Here is a 17005-nt window from a genome sequence, read left to right as displayed (position 1 = left end):
AGTGTCATTGTTTTTATTGTGGGTATTTATTAATTTAAGTCTTTGACAGACTTACGAATCACCAGTTCTGGTTTCATTTCAAAAACACGACGTTCATGATTTTTATCTTTCACTCGCTCCATCAATATCTCGACGGCAGTTTTACCTAAACGTCGTTTCGGTTGGTGGATCGTTGTTAGCGGTGGTGAAAAATACGGTGCTAAGTCAATATTATCATAACCAATAATAGAGACATCTTCTGGCACACTTATACCTGCTTGTTCAAATGTACTAATTAACGCCATTGCCATGATGTCGTTGAAACAAAAAATAGCCGTCGGGCGATCTTTCATCGTAATGAACTTATTTGCGGCTTCAACGGCAGACTCGCACTCAAAATCGCCATCAATAAGCCAGTTATTATTAACGGTGATACCAGCCTCAGCCATTGCTTTATTGAAGCCTTTTAAGCGCTCGCGGCACGTAGATTTTTCGCTATGACCTGACAGACAGCCTATTTTTTTGTGACCATTGTCAATAAAATGCTTAGTTGCTATATAGCCACCTTGTTCAGCATTATCTTGGATCTTATCTGTTAGTGGGCTTTCTGGGCCCCAATCCATGATTACCATTGGTAAATCACTTTTACGTGCAAGTAGATCAAGTAGGTCTTGATCAAGATCTGAACACATTACGAGTAGGCCATCTACACGCTTTTCAGCAAGCATGCGCAGATAGTCTCGTTGTTTAACTAGATTACCTTCAGTATTACATAGGATTAGTGTGTAACCTGCTCCATAGCAATACTCTTCAACACCATGAATCACTTCAGCAAAAAATGGGTTGGTTGATTTTGTGACCAACATCCCGATGGTTCTTGTTGTATTACATTTCAGGCTTCGCGCGACAGCACTTGGTGCATAGTTAAGGTCATCTACTGCAGCCAATACTTTTTTCTGAGTTGCTTCTGCCACAAAGCGAGTTTTGTTTATCACGTGAGAGACAGTTGTGGTCGACACACCAGCCATACGTGCAACATCTTTAATCGTTGCCATATTTATTCTTCTAATAATTGTAGTCAGAGATCTGAACGCTACTTGAGCAGTACCAAATTGAATAAACAGAAAGAGATTATCTGGCTATCTATTCAATTTGGTACTTAAACGTAAAAAAGCCGCATCTTATAACTCGCGGCTTTTTCATAAATTTAGTATGTTACATTATTTAATCGCTTGCGCTCACATTTTACTGAGTGTAGCGCACAGTGCAACTGTTCTGGCTCTCAAGAAGAAATTACTTGATAGGTATCAACAAAATTAATGCAATTTCAACAGGTATGCATGGTAATAATCGTTATTTTATAAATGCTGATTATGAGTTTGTTTGTATATATGCTTGGTAACTGTCAATAGCGGCGATCTGAAATGTTAGTGATTAATTGTTTAGAGTCCCAAATACCTAAGCGACCTCACTGCCGCTGAAGCGAGTACCGTGAGGTAACTTAGATATATGTTGAGTGATAGTTTCCGTTTTATATTTACGGCTTTTTGCAACACATTAGTGCGACAAAATGACAGGATAGTCACCTGTTGGGTGAGAGGATATATATACCGGCCAACCGTAGACTTGTTCAATAATATTCGGTTTTAATGCTTGCCACGGTGTTCCTTCTGCCTGTATTAATCCGTGATTAACGATAACTAAACGATCAGCATATTGTGCTGCAAGGTTTAAGTCGTGTAAGACAATAATAACTGCAGCCCCATTACTGGCTAATTCTTTGGCGACTTGTAATGTTTTATGCTGATGGGCTAAATCGAGTGCAGAAGTGGGCTCATCAAGCATTAAAACACACTGTTCTCCCGATTGGCTCAGTTGAGTCAGTATACGGGCAAAATGAACGCGTTGTTTTTCACCTCCAGAGAGGGAAGGGTAAAGACGATGAGCCAAATTGCAGACATCGACAAGAGCCATTTTTTCTTGAGTAATCTGTTGTGTTTGTATATTACTTAACTCTAGTGGCAATCCCCCAAGTTCAACGACTTCATGTGCTAAAAAAGCAAAATTTAGCGTGCTGTGCTGGGGCAATATACCAAGGTGTTTTGCGAGTGTTTTAGCTGACCATTGTTTTCTGTTTTGTCCAAAAAAGTCGATGTTTCCCGTGGCTTCTATTTCACCGCACAACACTTTTAATAAGCTACTTTTCCCAGCGCCATTCGGACCAAGTAATGCTGTGACTTCACCTGCATGAATATCAATATCAAAGTTATCAAGCAGGGTTTTACCCCCTAAAATCAGGTTTAAACCTTGGGCGCGAATGGCAACTTTTTTCTTGCATATTTGATTGTTTATTAATGGCTCTAGGCTATTAGGTTGCGGGCCAAAAATCATGACATTCTACCTTTTTGCTTAACAAGTAAGAGGATAAAAAATGGTGCACCTAAAATGGCAGTTACAATACCGACTGGAAGCTCTAAAGGAGCAAGTACGACGCGCGCAATCATATCTGCAATCAATAGAATCAAAGCGCCCAGTAATGCAGATATAGGAAGTAATGTTTTGTGATTTGGCCCCGAAAGCATGCGACCTAAATGGGGAATAACCAAACCAACAAAACCAATGATGCCAGTTAGAGAAACGGTAACGCCAACGCCAGCTGCACATAATAAAATAAGGCGACGTTTAAGCATCTGTACATTCACCCCCATATGTTTGGCTTCAGCTTCACCGAGTAGAAAGGCATTCAGCGCATTTGCATCACGACAAAATAGCCAAAGCAAAATAGCTAAAGAAGCAAATGCTAAAGCAATGCCAGGCCATGTTGCCCCTGCTAATGATCCCATCGACCATAACGATAAATCTCGCAGTGCTTGATCATCGGCGATGAAATTCATAAAACCAAGGGCGGCACCAGAAAGTGCCGCAATTGCAACACCCGCAAGCAGCATAATGGTAACTGATGTGCCGTTCTTATCTGTACCAAGGTAATAAACAAAGAATGTGCTTAATGCGCCGCCTATGAAAGCGAATACAGGTACAGTACCAAGTGTCAAAATAAGTGGGTAATTGACAACAAGAGGTGCAAAGAAAACAACTGCAATTGCAGCGCCTAATGCCGCACCGCCTGAAACCCCAATAATGCCAGGATCAGCCAAAGGGTTTCTAAATAACCCCTGCATAACGGCACCACATAGTGCCAAAATAGCACCTATGGCAATGGCTAATAATGTGCGTGGTAAGCGTATTTGATTAACCACTAATTGTATATGAGCTGGTAAATCCGTTTCCCACGGTATTAATGCTTTAATACTGTCGATGAAACTGATATCCATCGGACCGATCACAATTGAAGACGTGATAGCAAAAAATAATAACCCAATCCCTAATGGTAAGAGTGTTTCAATGGGTAAGCGTTGAAGCTGCATACGTCTTGATTGCATGTGATGTGTAACCCTTACTTAATCTTGATAGAAAACTTTATTTAAACGTTCAGCTTCATCAATACTCTTCAGACCTAAGCCTCCAATTAGAGCTGTACCATCGATAGTCGCCAGTGCTTTATTTTTACCCGCTGGTGTTGCTGCAAGTAGAGGCATTTTTTTTAGCAAGTCATCGATTGTGCCAATTGAACTCAATGTTCGACTACTTAATAGGATAATGTCTGGTTGCATCTGTACCATCGCTTCAGCAGAGATAGGTTTGTATGCTTCAATTGTATTTGCGGCAGGGTTAATTGCGCCGGCTAATCTGATCACTGTGTCTGCTGTCGTATTACGTCCGGCAACATTCGCTGGTCGGCCATCATGAATCATTAAGAACAATACTTTTTTTTGGGTGCTTTGTGTGAGTAGGTGTGTTTGTATCGCGTCTACTTTTTTGCTTATTTCAGCTTTTAATGATGCTGCTGCCGGTGTTTTATTGGTTAACGCTGCGACCTCATCAATGCGTTCTAATAGGTCTTTTACTGTTTCGCCAGAGTTGACGACATCAACATCAACGCCACCTTGCTTAAGCAATTTTAACGTACTGCTTGGCCCCATTTCATTTGAACCAATAATGCGATCTGGTGTTAAAGACATTAGGCTTTCTGCGGACAACTGTCGGTGATAACCCACTAATGGATAAGCGCCTTTAACCAAGGTTTTACTGGTTAGATCTACAGCAACCAGTTGGCTTTCAGCATTTAGTGCATAGATGATTTCAGTAATTGCAGCCCCAGCACTAATTATGCGTTCACTTGCCCATGATGAACTGCTAGAGAAAATCAATGCGCTAGCTAAGACTGCGAGTTTCATCGTATTCATTTTTTTGTTTATGTTCTTTTCCATTACGCGTTATCTTCCATCAATAGTTGTGTGGCTTTAATTTCATGTTGTTGCAAGAAGGCTAATAGCTTTAGCATTTGTTCTACTGATGCGTTTTTATCGGCACCAATAACAACAGGCTTTGTAGGTCCATCTTTTACTTGTTTTAATAGCGCAACGGTAAAGCTATCCCAAGTGTTAAAAGATTGACCTTGCAGCGCCCAGTACGGTTCTTTGGCGATAAGATTGATCGTAATAGGGTCGGCTTCTGTTGTTTGTAATATCTGTGTTTCTGTTTTGGGTAATTCGACATCGAGTGCTTTTAATTTCACACTGGCAGTAAGCAACAGAAAAACCATAACGATGAAAATAATATCGAGTAAAGGTGTGAGGTCGGGCTTTAGCTCATCGTCATTTCTATATGTATGGCTTACGCTGATCATAAGGCTGTCTCTGTACTAGCAAGAGAAGCGTTTATGTTAGTTGTTGATGTGTTTATGTTGACCGCTGATGGCTCTACACTCGTTTTTTTCGAATGCTTATTACAAGCGGGGTCAAGGTCTAGCCCTTCTAACCAAAGGTTACAATGGTTTAAGGTATGTTCTAATTTTGCAGTTACTTGATCAGCCCACAAACCTAGTAGTTGAGCTCCTGTGATAGCAGGTAGAGCAATAATCAAACCAGCAGCTGTTGTCCGCATGGCGAGCCCAAGTCCGTCGGCAAGGTCGCTCGGTGTAACTGAACCAGATGTGGCAGCTATTCCTTTAAACATTTCGATTAAACCCAACACTGTGCCCAATAAACCTAGCAAAGGGGTGATCACGCCAATCAGCGAGAGTAAACGCAAGCCTGAACGTAGTTGTGTGCGTTTTTGTTGTAACCAAATACCTGCTGCATCTTCCCGAAGTGGCTTATCAAAATGGCGGTGTGAAATTAGCATTGCCACTCCCTTATATAGCAAAGGGCGTTGTTGTTTTAATTCAGAGGCAAGCTCATCTAACCCGCTATCATCATCACGATATTGCTTGGCAAGTAGGGCATTTATTTTTGTTTTACCCACACCGGTACACAAGAGGACTTGTACGCATCTTTCCAACAAAATCATGATGGTTAATGCAGAGCAGATAAGAAGAGGCCATGTCATTAGCCCAAACTGGTTTTGTAAATTATTGATGGTGTCCATTATTTAATCCAACTGAAAACGAACAGGAATCTGTACACGGTGGGCAATTGCTTGTCCATCGACGATATGTGAAGAGAATTGCCATTTTTTGATAGCCTCTAATGCCGCTTTATCCAGCATGTTTGTGCCTGAAGAGGCGAGCAATGTTTGTTTAATTTGACGGCCTGTTTGATCTATCCATACCTCAACCATAACTTCCCCTTGAACACCGCGGCGTTTAGCTAAACGAGGATATTTCACAGGGCTAGGACGTGTTGCAAATGTTGGTTTTGATATCAACGCTGGCGAATTAGCCCCAGACGATACTTCACTTTTTGTTGCCTGCTGTTCTGTTTTTGCAACGTTTGGAGTTGGTTTATCCATGATCTTAGCGGGTGTTTGTTTAACCTCTTTTGTTTGTGTTTTTTTCTTTGGGGTCGTCTTTTTAACCACTTTCTTCGGTGTGGTCTTTTCTTTAGGGGGATTTTTAGGTTTCACTTCTTTAATTACTTTCGGTTTGTTGTCCGATTTTTTCACCAGCTTTTTTGTTTTCGTTTCTACGGGGTCAATTACCTTTTTAGGTGGTGCCTTTTGTACCGCTTGTTGAATAACGTCTTGCTTGACTGGTTCAGCTATCGGTTGCGAAGAAGCAACTTGAGGTACTGAAACCAAATTGAGAGATACACGCACAGATTCAGCACCAACAGGCATTGCCATCGCATTTTTGTTTGGGATCGCAGAAAGCAAGATGCCATGGAAAATAATGGATGTAGCACCCGCAATGACGTATCGCTTGGTATTCACAAAGATCACCTGCTCGAAAATTTGATATTTCCACAAACGCACAAGGCATTGGAATTAGGGTTCATAACGATATTGAGATAAACATGTTATCAAGAATGAGTCTTATTATCCACTAAAAGCGAATAATATCAATTATCATTTGCAATCTCATTTGATGCTGAATATGATGCCTATCAAATAAGACTGATTATCATTTGATTATTGTGTATTTTGATATAAAAGCATTAAATTCAATAATTTACTTGATGTAATTTCTAATATGAATGCATTGACATTAATGTATCCATTGGGTGATTGCTTGTTTGAGTAAATGACATAAATGCATATGTATCGTCAGTTAATAAGAAAGTATGCATATAGAAAGTAAACAGCGTTGAAGTTGACTCATTAGCTAAGTGGTAAGTGCTCACCTTATTACTTAACTCACACTATTTTTGGTGAAGAGTACCGACACGAGGAGTGGCTGGTTAAACCAGCACATTAATCTATGAATAAAGAACAATTGCCGAGTATTGATAAAATACATGTTGAAAGCATGAGTGTTGATATTGTCGGGGAAAATACACCCGATCCACTGAGGTTTGCATTCCGTCAAAAACGGTCAGCGCATGCTGGTGGCATGACATCAATGGTTGCAGAGAGCGAACAGCAGCCTATAGCGCAAGCAATTTTAAGTACGGTACCAAGACAGTCGGGGAAGCGTTGTTTATACGTTCATATTCCTTTTTGTCGTGTGCGTTGTACGTATTGTAATTTTTTTCAATACGCATCGAGCCAAAGTTTAATTGATGATTATTTTGCTGCGTTGATGGTCGAGCTTGAACTGAAAGCAGGTCAAGCCTGGACACAAGCTGCACCATTTCATGCGGTATATATTGGTGGTGGTACCCCAACAGATTTAACGGCTGCGCAAATTAAGCGTTTGGGACAAATGATTCGCCAACATTTCCCATTAACAACAGATTGTGAACTAACGTTGGAAGGGCGAATTAATCGTTTTACTGATGAAATGTTTGATTCAGCATTAGAAGGTGGCTTCAATCGCTTTTCATTTGGTGTGCAAAGCTTCGATACGCAAGTTCGACGTAAAGCAAAGCGTTTAGATGATAAAGACGTGGTATTAGAGAGAATTCAAGCGCTTAGTTCGAGCGAATCAGCACCTATTGTTATCGATCTATTGTATGGGTTGCCGTACCAAGACTTAACGGTGTGGCAACAAGATCTAAAGGACTTTTTAGACAGTGGTGCGCATGGTGTCGATCTGTATCAACTTATCGAAATGGGTGGTACACCGATGAAGGGGCTGGTGGAGAATGGTCGATTACCCGAGCCAGCAGATACCCCCACAAAAGCGACGATGTTTGAAAATGGCGTGAATTTTATGGCCAAACACCATATGCGCCGTTTGAGTGTGAATCACTGGGCAAGAGATAACCGTGAACGTAGTGTTTACAATAGCTTAGCTAAAACCTCTGCAGAGGTATTACCTTTAGGTGCAGGGGCGGGTGGCAATGTTAGTGGTTATGGTTTCATGCAACACCGGAACTTAGACACGTATATGGCGTCTGTAAGTAAAGGTGAGATGCCTTTAATGATGATGACCAAGTCTGCACCTTTAGCTGCACTACACGCAGAAATTAAAGCAAGTTTTGATCGCGGGGTACTGTCTGCATCGTTACTTAGAAAGGCTCTTGCACAGCAAGTGATGGTAAACCAGACTTCAGCAATATATATGAATATTGATGTGTATGACTACTGTTTACCCTTGTTTAAAAAGTGGGAAAGTCATGGGCTGGTCGATGTCGATAATGAGTATTTATCGCTAACGTTAGCAGGACAATTCTGGTCGGTGTCGTTGGCTCAGGCAATGATTGAAGTATTACAGCAGTTTTTACCCGTGCAAGCGGCGGCATGAAGCGCATCTAGCACCTTTATAGATAAAAATTAAAAAGTAAATTAACGCATTTATAAATATGGAGAAACACCGTGTTTTCAACATACTCACTAGAAACAATGAAAGAAAAAGTAGCCGCATTATTAGCTGAAGACCCTAAGTTACATGCTGGTGCGATTGCCGAAAAATTAGAAGTTACCGAAGGAGAAGTTGTATTCGCTTTTCCTGATGAGTTAGTAGTGACATTGTCTGGTGAGTTCGCGAAAAGCATTCTAGAAGATTTACCTTCATGGGGCCCTGTTACAGCAATTGTGCATTCAATGGGTTCAATTTTTGAGGTGAAGGCACCATTTCCTAAAGGCAAGGAAGCGCGTGGTTATTATAACTTGATGGGTAAAGACGGCGAACTGCACGGTCATTTGCGTTTAGATCTCATGTCTAAGATTGGCTTAGTAAGCAAAACATTTATGGGGCAAGAAAGTTACTTTATTGGCTTCTTTGCTAAAACGGGCGAGTGTGTGTTTAAAGTATATTTAGGACGCGATAAGCAGCGTAAGTTATTCCCAGAGCAAATTGAAAAATTCCAACAACTTAAAACCCAGTATTTATAAAAAAGCTTATCAATAATGATTATAAACAGTACTTATAAACAACAGTTATAAGCATTGTCATCATATAAAGAAATCACCTCAAAATACCGACTAAACAGGTATAAACGGAGAAAGTAAAAATGAGTCAGGTAAAACAAGAACGCCTTCAAAACCGTTTAGGTCCAGAAATCAAAGAATTTCGTGAATCGTGCCAAACTATTCAGCTCGCGACAGTTGATGCGAATGGTAACCCGAACGTGAGTTATGCCCCGTTTGCATTATTAGATGATGGTTATTATGTGTTGATTAGCCAAATTGCGAAGCACGCACGTAACTTGCTTGAAAATCCAAAAGTATCTTTAATGATGATTGAAGATGAAGCGTCATCGAAAACAATTTATGCCCGTAAACGCTTAACTTTTGAAGCAAACGTTGTGATTGTAGAGCGTGAAACAGCACGTTGGCAAGAAGCCGTAGTGGGTCTTAAAGATCGTTTTGGCGAAATTGTTGATGGTTTAAGTGGATTGGAAGATTTTAAAATGTTCCGTCTTGAACCCACTCAAGGCTTATTTGTAAAAGGCTTTGGTAAAGCATTCCAAGTAAGCAGTGATGACCTGGTTGATTTTGTGCATCTAACAGAAGGTCATAAGCGTGTTAAAGATGGTAGTGAAGTAACAGCGCCAACAGAAGAGTTATAATGTATATCCACGCTTGGGCATAAGTGAAGTACGCTTAAAAGTACGGTGAGTTGGTACAGTTAATAAGCAAAAGGCTTGAACCTAGGTTCAGGCCTTTGTTTGTTTAGGGTGTTATTGCGGATAATCACAGACAGGTTTTTTAAACGCTTGATCATGATCATCAGATAACAATGAGAAACTTGATGTCTCCCAAATAAGTGTGATAATTACATCAACCTTTACGCTTATATCGGATCAATATTATGGCTAATAAAAACGGTTTATGGTTTGCCTATATCGCAAGCTTCTTAACACCTTTCACATTACTAACCTCTGGTATTGTTGCCATTATTTATTCTGGCTATCAGTTGAATAAAGGTACTGATGAAGTGGCTTACAGCCATTATTACACCATTATTCGAAGCTTCTTTTTGTTCTTCACATTTTTTGTTGTTTTGGGTGTAACGGCGGCGACTATAACGGGTATGGTAGCGGGGGCTGAGTATTGGGTTCATAGTAATGTACTTCATACAGTACTGAATATACTGCCATTTATTGGTGCAGCTATTGCCTTAGCAGCGATTGTGGCTTGGTTTGCGAAGATAGTAAAAGGTATGAAGCAGCTTAGCGTAAACCAAGCTGTAGAAATGTAATAGCCCAAATATTTAGTTAGAACTAGAAAACCTGTGGCAAGTCTGATGAGTTACTCAGACTTGCCACAGGTTTTTTTATTGCTCGCTTCCTCGCTAAACTAGGGGGGAACTAGTCTAGCTTGTCGACTTAGCTTCTAAATTGGGTAAATAAAGTGTCGAGCTCTTTTAAGAGAGTCTCTGTTTTTGGATCCTGCTTTTTCATTGCAGAGATCGTATCTTTCTGTAGTGCGATTTCTAGTTTACTAAGCTCAGGATCTGCCATGATAGATTCACGTTGTTTAGCTAATGCTTGTTTTTCTTTGGCGAATGATTTTATTAGCTCTGCACGTTTTTCATCTGTCGTATTTTCATCTCTTACTTGTTGCTGGATTTCTTGTGCAGTTTTAAGGAAAGCTTCTGGTTGATAATTGACTTCTTTCGCTTTCTTCTCAAACGTTGCTTCGAATGTTTTTACTTGCTCAACAAGAGCTGGGTTTGATTGCATAGTTTGCGTTCTTATATCAGCTAACTCTTGTTGAATGATGCCAATACGATTAGCCAGCTTTTGCTGCTCAACAGCAGGTGATGCCATTACTTCACTCGCATTTACTTGCACACTTGCGATAAAGCCAAGTATAGAAAAAGATAGAAGCAGTTTTGCAAATAAGGATTTAAATAGAGGTTCTTTTACCGTAATTCTAGACATGTTTATATCTCTTGTTATTTAGTATGGGGTATACGTTAAATGTCGGAAGGGGGAGTTATGTCAGAAGATTGTCATGAAGGCTGTTTAAAAGCTGAACACTCTTCAGGTCGTTATATCAACGCATATCAGCGTTTGATTTGAACGCTTTATTCTTCAATATCTTGCGAGTACGGTGAGCGTATTTTTGAATTTTGGGTATAAAAAAGCCGGTATTCAATACCGGCAAAGAGATAGTGCATCAGTAGCATTATCATGTAGGTACCAACATGAATGCATACTGGTTATTATAGAATTTGGTTCTATTCTTCCCCTAACAGGAAAGTAGCGTCGAGTTGGCAGAAAGCAACAAGTAAGTTAACAGATGCAGTATAAAACCCGAAGTCATCACGTGCTTTACACGATTGGGCAAATGCAGGAATCCAGTTCAATAGCATGCCATTAACGAAGGCGAGTTGCGCTTGCATCAATGCTTCACGTTTTTCTTCATTCAACTCATGGTTTGCTTGAATGATAAGATTGCCCATAAAGTCTAACTCTACAGCAATATGATCAGCTGGTTCGTTGAATTCTTTACGTTGTGCAATGCCGTATTCTTCCATTAATGCATTCATGTCTTGAGCAGGCTTATCGTTCAATAAACCAGATTCACCAACATATATTGATGCATAAGGTAGTGCGCCTGATTTAGGTGTGCTCAGAAATAGGCCACAGAAATCTGCCGCTAATTCAAGCTGTGCATCTTCTCGTGTTTTTAGCGTGTTGATTGCATTGCGAAATGCTTCAACAGGTTCTTTAAGCTCAGGTGTTATGCCTAAACCAGACAAGAAAGTGAACATTTCGTCACCGTGGTATTCGGTTAAATCTTCATTCGTCAACTCGCGAGCCAAAAGTGAAGACATCCACCAGTAAATTTCAGCACGTTGTTCGTTGAAAGCAATAAATTCTTGCATGGTCACTCCAGACACTTAAAACATATTCACATAAAACATAGATTTGTAATGATTATATGTGAATAGGTTTTATTTTGTTTAAAGAAAGACGATGTTATTGCGTAAGATCGCCTATCTTTTTATTATTTTTGATTAGCCGCCTATATTTAAGGCGGCTATCATTCCGTTCACTAAAACAATGCGCACATCAAGTATTCGCTTGGTTGCTTATTGTTTTTCCGGTAGCGTTAATATCTTAACGTATAGGGATTACTCTAAATCCATTGCTGGGAATAGAGGGTTAATATCAGTGACTTCTACAGGACCATTAAAGCCTGTTACCGCTGGAAGATTTCCAGTGTATTTTTCGATATCTACTTGAGCCGATGCCGCTGTTGTTGCCTGTGCAAGCTTTGATGAGCCAACATCTTGAGTCAGAACGTTTGGATCGCCATATGTACAGATTGTGCCAGGTTTACCGCCTTCAAGTGGGCTATACCATGCGCCTTCGTGAATACGACAAACACCCGATTTGAAGTCTTCAGTCACTACTGCGCCTGCTAGTACTTCACCACGGTCGTTGAATACACGAACAACATCACCAGATTGAATGCCGCGTGCTTTTGCGTCGACAGCACTGATGTAAACAGGTTCACGATCCGCAACTGAATAACTTGCACGAAGCTCTGTCGATGAACATAGCTGTGAGTGTAAACGGTGGTTAGGGTGCGTGCTTTGCATGTTCAGTGGGAACTTGTTTGACTGAGGACCACCGTGGCTACGCTCATTCTTTTCAAACCACATTGGGTGACCCTGACAGTCGTCGTAACCCATATCTGCAATTGTTTTACAATAGATCTCAATCAGACCAGAAGCGGTACCTAGAGGCTCTAGATCCGGTTCTTTACGGAATGATTCGTGGCGTACCCATTCAGCACCTTCAGGAAACTCAATGAAACCTTCTTCATCCCAGAACTTCTTGAAGTTAGGCATACGAACACCAAGACCACGGCCTTGTAAACGAGCACCGTTATAGATTTCTTCAATCCATTCCATTTGTGTCTTACCACCGGTGAATGCTTCTTCACGATCAAAGCGGCGACATAGTTCACGAAAAATATCGAAGTCATCTTTTGCTTCGAACATAGGCTCAACAACTTTAGGTAGGGCAATAATACCTGCGTTTGAGTGGTTACCATATTGTTCAATGTCATGACGTTCATGCGTTGTTGTTGCAGGTAAAACGATATCTGCAAAACGACAAGTTGCTGTCCATTGGTGCTCTACTGATACAACCGTTTCCAGTTTGCGCCATGCTTTGATCATTTTGTTACGATCTTGATGGTGGTGGAACGGGTTGTTGCCACAGAAGATAGCCATCTTCATTTCAGGGAATGTAACATCGTGACCATTCCACTGGATTGTTTTGCCTGGATTTTCGATACAATCTACGAAACGAGCTACTGGGATGTAATTCGAGTAACCTTTGTATGAACCGTTGTGGATAGGGTCAACGCCTGTTACACCACTAAAGCCAGACATTAATGGGCCATTAGACGTGATAGAGCCAGCATCATTGTAGTGCCAACCGAAACCGAACCCACCACCAGGCAAGCCGATTTGGCCCAGCATTGCAGCTACTACCACAAGCATCCACGCGTATTGCTCGCCGTGTTGCATGCGTTGTAGACACCAACCGCCAATGATCTGAGTACGACCAGATGCCATTTGACGAGCAAGTGCACGAATTTCATCTGCTTTAATACCACAGATTTTTTCAGCCCACTCTGGTGTTTTTTCAACACCATCGCTCTCACCTGTTAGGTAAGGGACAAACTTTTTGAAGCCAGTTGTGTAATCAGCAATGAAATCTTTGTTGTATAAGTTCTCGGTATACAAGGTATGCGCGATAGCTAACATCAACGGTAGATCGGTTTGCGGGTTAACTGCGATTTGCTCGCCACCGACAAACTTCTGAGTTTCAGAACGAACAGGATCAACGTAAATTACTTTGATTTCTTTGTTCTTTACTTTCTCAGCCAATTCTTGGTAATAAGCATATGGGCTGTGGTCTGGAACCAACCAACCTACTTGAAGGTTTTTAATTGGATCTGAACCCCAGATAACAATTGTGTCTGAGTTTTCAAGAACCAAAGGCCAAGATGTTTGCTGTTCGTATACTTCCATTGCACCAGCAACGTACGGAAGAATAACCTGTGCTGCACCTGTTGAGTAGTCACCCATTTTGCCAAGGTAAGTACCGTGTAGGCCAATAGCACGCATCATCATAGTGCCGGCAGAGTGAAGCTTACCGACTGACTGCCAACCTGTATGACCTGCGTAAAGTGCGCTAGGGCCATAGTTATTTTGTACACGTTCTAGTTCGTGGTAGAAGAAATCAAGCGCTTGACTCCATGGCACACGTACAAAGCGATTATCACCACGTTGCGTAGTGTCAGATTTGTAACCATGTTTTAGCCAATCAATACGAACCATTGGGTATTTAACACGGGCAGGGTTGTAAACAACCTCGCGTACACCGTTAATCATAGGAGTAGGGTGTAAATCTTTCTCGAATGGAACTGTATCTACCCAAACACCATCAACAACTTTAGCGCGGAATGCACCCCAGTGAGAGCCTGACAGCACATTGCCTGTGAACATGGTCTTGCTATCGGTTGCTGCCATTGCTTTACGTGGTGCAAGTAAGCTTGTCCCTACAACGGATGCTGCACTGACTGTAACCAGACCAGATAAAAAGCGGCGGCGTGAAACACCTTTATTTAGAATTTGAGTCGTCATAGACGCGATCCTTAAATTTGAAATTCTGTGCAATAACGCGGGCTATTAGTCATAACCCGCCTCTTAGGTATTAGTGGGCGCTAGCGCCGCCAGTGTCTTTACCGTGATTTTGTAGGTACTTCAGCAAAGTACGCTCTTCAGTTTTCGTTAAGCGGTAGTAAGCACTCATCGCATTCAGGCTTGCGATCCAGCCATTTGCTGTGAAGTGGTCAGGTGCTGGTGCAGCATGGCATGCATTGCAGGTTGAGCCATACATGTCTTCTGCGTAATTCCAGATAGGTTGAATGCTATCGATCATGTCATCAGGGCTGATCCATGCTTCAACAGAAACGTGTTGCCAAACAATGTCGGTTGACGCGTCAGTTTTCTCTTCAAGTAATTTCTCACCCGCTTTTACATCGCCGCGAATCGTTGCTTTAAAGACACGTTTACCCATGTATTCAGTTAGTACACGGCCTTTTCCTGCTTTTTCTAACCAGCCGTCAACTTGTACTTTCAGCATGTCGTCTTTACGTTCAAGAACGATAACTTCAGAAGCCGGTAATAGCTTACCTTCTGATTTAGCATCAGCGTTGTTGGTTGCGAAAAGATCTTTCTCTCCTAAAGAGTAAAGTTTTTCAGCAGCAGCACCTTGAGATTTAGCTGTTGTTTGTAGCTCTTCGAAATCTTTTTGGAAGCCTCCCGCCATGTTAGGTAACTCGTGAGCAATACCTTTGTGACATTCGATACAGTTCATATCTTCAGCGGCTGCTTTGTTCATTTCAAACGCAGCTTTAGCCGATTGTTTTGAGTGATCCATCGAATCGTAAGCGTGACAACTTTTACATGTTTTCGAGTTTTGTCCTTCCATTCGAGCCCAAACAGCTTGCGCCATTCCTAGGCGGTGTTCTTCGAATTTTTCAGGCGTATCTACTTTTTTAGAAATGAAGTGGTGGTAAAGATCCTTTGCGCCTTCTAGCTTACGGAATATTTTTCCTGGCAAGTCTTTTGGTTGGTGGCAATCAACACACTCAGCACGTACACCAGAGGCATTTTTAAAGTGAATAGTTTGTTTATACTCTTCGTAGTTACCTTGCATGGTGTGACAAGAGGTACAGAATTCTGTGGTTGAAGCAAACTCAAAACCTTTGTGTACAGTGAATGTACCCGTTAGCGTGATACCGATACCGACTAATACCAACGCAAGAATTGAATACTTGCTGCTTGGTTTTATCAACTTTTGCCAAAGTTTTTTCATATTTGGAATATTCCATAAACAAAGAATTGCCTCCATAACCTACGGAGGTGCTTAAATTTTTATGAGGTGATAATAAGTCCACGATATGAATAAGGTTAACGGCAAGAATTAACAGTCAGCATCGGTTTATGAAAAATTGTTAATGGCAATTGGATGTGCTAACGTTTTATTAGGCAATAAAAACACAATAAAAGAGATAAAAATGAGTCATCACGTACTTGTTGTAGAAGATGAAATTGTTACCCGCACCAAACTTGTTGGGTATTTTGAAAATGAGGGTTACCAAGTAAGCCAAGCAGAAAATGGCGAGCAGATGCGAGAGATAATGATGGTCGAAAACATAGACCTAATCATGCTCGATATTAACTTGCCGGGTGAGAATGGTTTATTACTTACACGTGAATTAAGAAGCCGCTCTGAAGTGGGTATTATTCTAGTTACAGGTCGAACAGATAGCATTGATCGCATCGTGGGTTTAGAGATGGGTGCTGACGATTATGTGACAAAACCATTCGAGTTAAGGGAACTGCTTGTAAGAGTTAAAAACTTATTATGGCGCATGGACTTAGTCGAAAAAGCACGTAGTGAAACGTTAGTTGAAATACAAGAAGATAACATCATTCGTTTCAGCGATTGGCAGTTCGATATTAACAAGCGAGCATTGACTCATAATGGTCAGCCAGTGAAGCTTACTAAAGCAGAATATGAGCTTTTAGTTGCTTTTTCTTCGCACCAAAATGTTGTATTAAGCCGTGAAAGAATTCTGAATATGTTGAGCCATCGCGTAGAGGCTCCTAATGATAGAACCATCGATGTTCTGATTCGGAGAATGCGTTCTAAAATGGAAGTTGACCCTAAAAATCCACAAATTTTTGTCACTGTTCATGGTGAAGGTTACATGTTTGCTGGTGATTAAATCCTCACAAATTAACGTTAAAATATCTAACTGAAAAGTCGTTTTAACCAGCCTCTATTTAAGCCGGGATATTCTATGTTCCGGCTTTTTCATGGTAACTTAACTGCACTTTTGTTGATTTTAATCAACTTTTGTTGAATCTGTAAATAAATGCTAACTGTATGTTTTTAGAACATTAATCGACCTGCTCAATAGTGACTCTGAAAATTTGTTTTTTTTACGATGAAATTTACGATACGGTTACATAAAATATCGACTCTTTAACATGCATATTGTTATGGTAACAGCTAAATAATTCGAAATGTTACGATTATGACATTATTGAAATATAGTATTATATCTCGATAAATAAGGCTGAGCGTTGGTGGGGGAA

General features: G+C 40.9%; 16 protein-coding genes. 5 read left to right on the top strand and 11 right to left on the bottom strand.

Annotation, left to right across the window (positions count from 1 at the left end; genetic code table 11):
- Positions 1–29: 29 nt before the first annotated feature.
- The 7 genes from purR to C9J48_RS18600 form a co-directional block, all read right to left on the bottom strand.
- Positions 30–1034 carry an HTH-type transcriptional repressor PurR gene (gene purR / locus C9J48_RS18630; protein ID WP_006232214.1) on the bottom strand — a complete coding sequence of 335 codons (1005 nt, stop codon included), beginning with the start codon at positions 1032–1034 and terminating at the stop codon, positions 30–32.
- Between the two features lie 502 nt (positions 1035–1536).
- Positions 1537–2370, bottom strand: coding sequence for a heme ABC transporter ATP-binding protein (locus tag C9J48_RS18625; RefSeq protein WP_006232213.1), 834 nt, complete (start codon positions 2368–2370; stop codon positions 1537–1539).
- Positions 2367–3404, bottom strand: coding sequence for a FecCD family ABC transporter permease (locus C9J48_RS18620; RefSeq protein ID WP_207383115.1), 1038 nt, complete (start codon positions 3402–3404; stop codon positions 2367–2369). The genes C9J48_RS18625 and C9J48_RS18620 overlap by 4 nt, the downstream gene beginning before the upstream one ends.
- Positions 3405–3437: 33 nt before the next feature.
- Entirely contained in the window at positions 3438–4307 is an 870-nt protein-coding gene (locus tag C9J48_RS18615) for a heme/hemin ABC transporter substrate-binding protein (RefSeq protein ID WP_006232211.1), read from the bottom strand.
- Positions 4307–4726 (bottom strand): ExbD/TolR family protein, encoded by a 420-nt coding sequence (locus C9J48_RS18610; protein WP_006232210.1) that lies wholly within the window; start codon positions 4724–4726, stop codon positions 4307–4309. The genes C9J48_RS18615 and C9J48_RS18610 overlap by 1 nt, the downstream gene beginning before the upstream one ends.
- Positions 4723–5466, bottom strand: coding sequence for a MotA/TolQ/ExbB proton channel family protein (locus tag C9J48_RS18605; RefSeq protein WP_006232209.1), 744 nt, complete (start codon positions 5464–5466; stop codon positions 4723–4725). The genes C9J48_RS18610 and C9J48_RS18605 overlap by 4 nt, the downstream gene beginning before the upstream one ends.
- Positions 5467–5469: 3 nt before the next feature.
- Positions 5470–6249, bottom strand: coding sequence for an energy transducer TonB (locus C9J48_RS18600; protein WP_006232208.1), 780 nt, complete (start codon positions 6247–6249; stop codon positions 5470–5472).
- Between the two features lie 487 nt (positions 6250–6736).
- On the opposite strand from C9J48_RS18600, the gene hutW reads away from it, so the two are divergent.
- The 4 genes from hutW (at position 6737) to C9J48_RS18580 (ending at position 10063) form a co-directional block, all read left to right on the top strand.
- The gene (gene hutW, locus C9J48_RS18595) at positions 6737–8164 is read left to right on the top strand and encodes a heme anaerobic degradation radical SAM methyltransferase ChuW/HutW (protein ID WP_006232207.1); all 1428 of its coding nucleotides are present in this window, start codon (positions 6737–6739) and stop codon (positions 8162–8164) included.
- 98 nt (positions 8165–8262) lie between these two features.
- Entirely contained in the window at positions 8263–8754 is a 492-nt protein-coding gene (gene hutX, locus C9J48_RS18590; protein WP_207383114.1) for a heme utilization cystosolic carrier protein HutX, read from the top strand.
- A 119-nt stretch (positions 8755–8873) separates the two neighbouring features.
- Positions 8874–9431 carry a heme utilization protein HutZ gene (gene hutZ, locus C9J48_RS18585; RefSeq protein WP_006232205.1) on the top strand — a complete coding sequence of 186 codons (558 nt, stop codon included), beginning with the start codon at positions 8874–8876 and terminating at the stop codon, positions 9429–9431.
- A gap of 242 nt (positions 9432–9673) precedes the next feature.
- Positions 9674–10063, top strand: a complete 390-nt coding sequence (locus tag C9J48_RS18580) for a hypothetical protein (RefSeq protein ID WP_006232204.1) — start codon at positions 9674–9676, stop codon at positions 10061–10063.
- A gap of 127 nt (positions 10064–10190) precedes the next feature.
- Here the strand turns inward: C9J48_RS18580 and C9J48_RS18575 are convergent, their stop codons facing one another.
- From C9J48_RS18575 to torC, 4 genes are all read right to left on the bottom strand, one after another.
- A complete protein-coding gene (locus C9J48_RS18575) occupies positions 10191–10748 on the bottom strand; it encodes a hypothetical protein (protein ID WP_006232203.1) in 558 nt (185 codons plus the stop codon).
- A gap of 299 nt (positions 10749–11047) precedes the next feature.
- Complete coding sequence (gene torD / locus C9J48_RS18570) at positions 11048–11698, bottom strand: molecular chaperone TorD (RefSeq protein WP_006232201.1); 651 nt, start codon at positions 11696–11698, stop codon at positions 11048–11050.
- Between the two features lie 249 nt (positions 11699–11947).
- Entirely contained in the window at positions 11948–14479 is a 2532-nt protein-coding gene (gene torA, locus C9J48_RS18565; protein ID WP_006232200.1) for a trimethylamine-N-oxide reductase TorA, read from the bottom strand.
- Positions 14480–14549: 70 nt separating this feature from the next.
- Complete coding sequence (gene torC / locus C9J48_RS18560) at positions 14550–15716, bottom strand: pentaheme c-type cytochrome TorC (RefSeq protein ID WP_006232199.1); 1167 nt, start codon at positions 15714–15716, stop codon at positions 14550–14552.
- A 202-nt stretch (positions 15717–15918) separates the two neighbouring features.
- Between torC and torR the strand changes: the two genes are divergently transcribed.
- Positions 15919–16632, top strand: coding sequence for a two-component system response regulator TorR (torR, locus tag C9J48_RS18555; protein WP_006232198.1), 714 nt, complete (start codon positions 15919–15921; stop codon positions 16630–16632).
- Positions 16633–17005 lie beyond the last annotated feature (373 nt).

Source organism: Photobacterium profundum (assembly GCF_003026285.1).
Taxonomy (GTDB): Bacteria; Pseudomonadota; Gammaproteobacteria; order Enterobacterales; family Vibrionaceae; genus Photobacterium; species Photobacterium profundum.
Note: the sequence above shows the minus strand (reverse complement) of the source record. Positions and strands in the feature narration are given on the sequence as shown.

Bases quoted from the DNA above. Each gene is read 5' to 3' on its own strand.
- purR (WP_006232214.1), bottom strand. From the start codon at position 1,034: ATGGCAACGATTAAAGATGTTGCACGTATGGCTGGTGTGTCGACCACA.
- C9J48_RS18625 (WP_006232213.1), bottom strand. From the start codon at position 2,370: ATGATTTTTGGCCCGCAACCTAATAGCCTAGAGCCATTAATAAACAAT.
- C9J48_RS18620 (WP_207383115.1), bottom strand. From the start codon at position 3,404: ATGCAGCTTCAACGCTTACCCATTGAAACACTCTTACCATTAGGGATT.
- C9J48_RS18615 (WP_006232211.1), bottom strand. From the start codon at position 4,307: ATGGAAAAGAACATAAACAAAAAAATGAATACGATGAAACTCGCAGTC.
- C9J48_RS18610 (WP_006232210.1), bottom strand. From the start codon at position 4,726: ATGATCAGCGTAAGCCATACATATAGAAATGACGATGAGCTAAAGCCC.
- C9J48_RS18605 (WP_006232209.1), bottom strand. From the start codon at position 5,466: ATGGACACCATCAATAATTTACAAAACCAGTTTGGGCTAATGACATGG.
- hutW (WP_006232207.1), top strand. From the start codon at position 6,737: ATGAATAAAGAACAATTGCCGAGTATTGATAAAATACATGTTGAAAGC.
- hutX (WP_207383114.1), top strand. From the start codon at position 8,263: ATGAAAGAAAAAGTAGCCGCATTATTAGCTGAAGACCCTAAGTTACAT.
- hutZ (WP_006232205.1), top strand. From the start codon at position 8,874: ATGAGTCAGGTAAAACAAGAACGCCTTCAAAACCGTTTAGGTCCAGAA.
- C9J48_RS18580 (WP_006232204.1), top strand. From the start codon at position 9,674: ATGGCTAATAAAAACGGTTTATGGTTTGCCTATATCGCAAGCTTCTTA.
- C9J48_RS18575 (WP_006232203.1), bottom strand. From the start codon at position 10,748: ATGTCTAGAATTACGGTAAAAGAACCTCTATTTAAATCCTTATTTGCA.
- torD (WP_006232201.1), bottom strand. From the start codon at position 11,698: ATGCAAGAATTTATTGCTTTCAACGAACAACGTGCTGAAATTTACTGG.
- torA (WP_006232200.1), bottom strand. From the start codon at position 14,479: ATGACGACTCAAATTCTAAATAAAGGTGTTTCACGCCGCCGCTTTTTA.
- torC (WP_006232199.1), bottom strand. From the start codon at position 15,716: ATGAAAAAACTTTGGCAAAAGTTGATAAAACCAAGCAGCAAGTATTCA.
- torR (WP_006232198.1), top strand. From the start codon at position 15,919: ATGAGTCATCACGTACTTGTTGTAGAAGATGAAATTGTTACCCGCACC.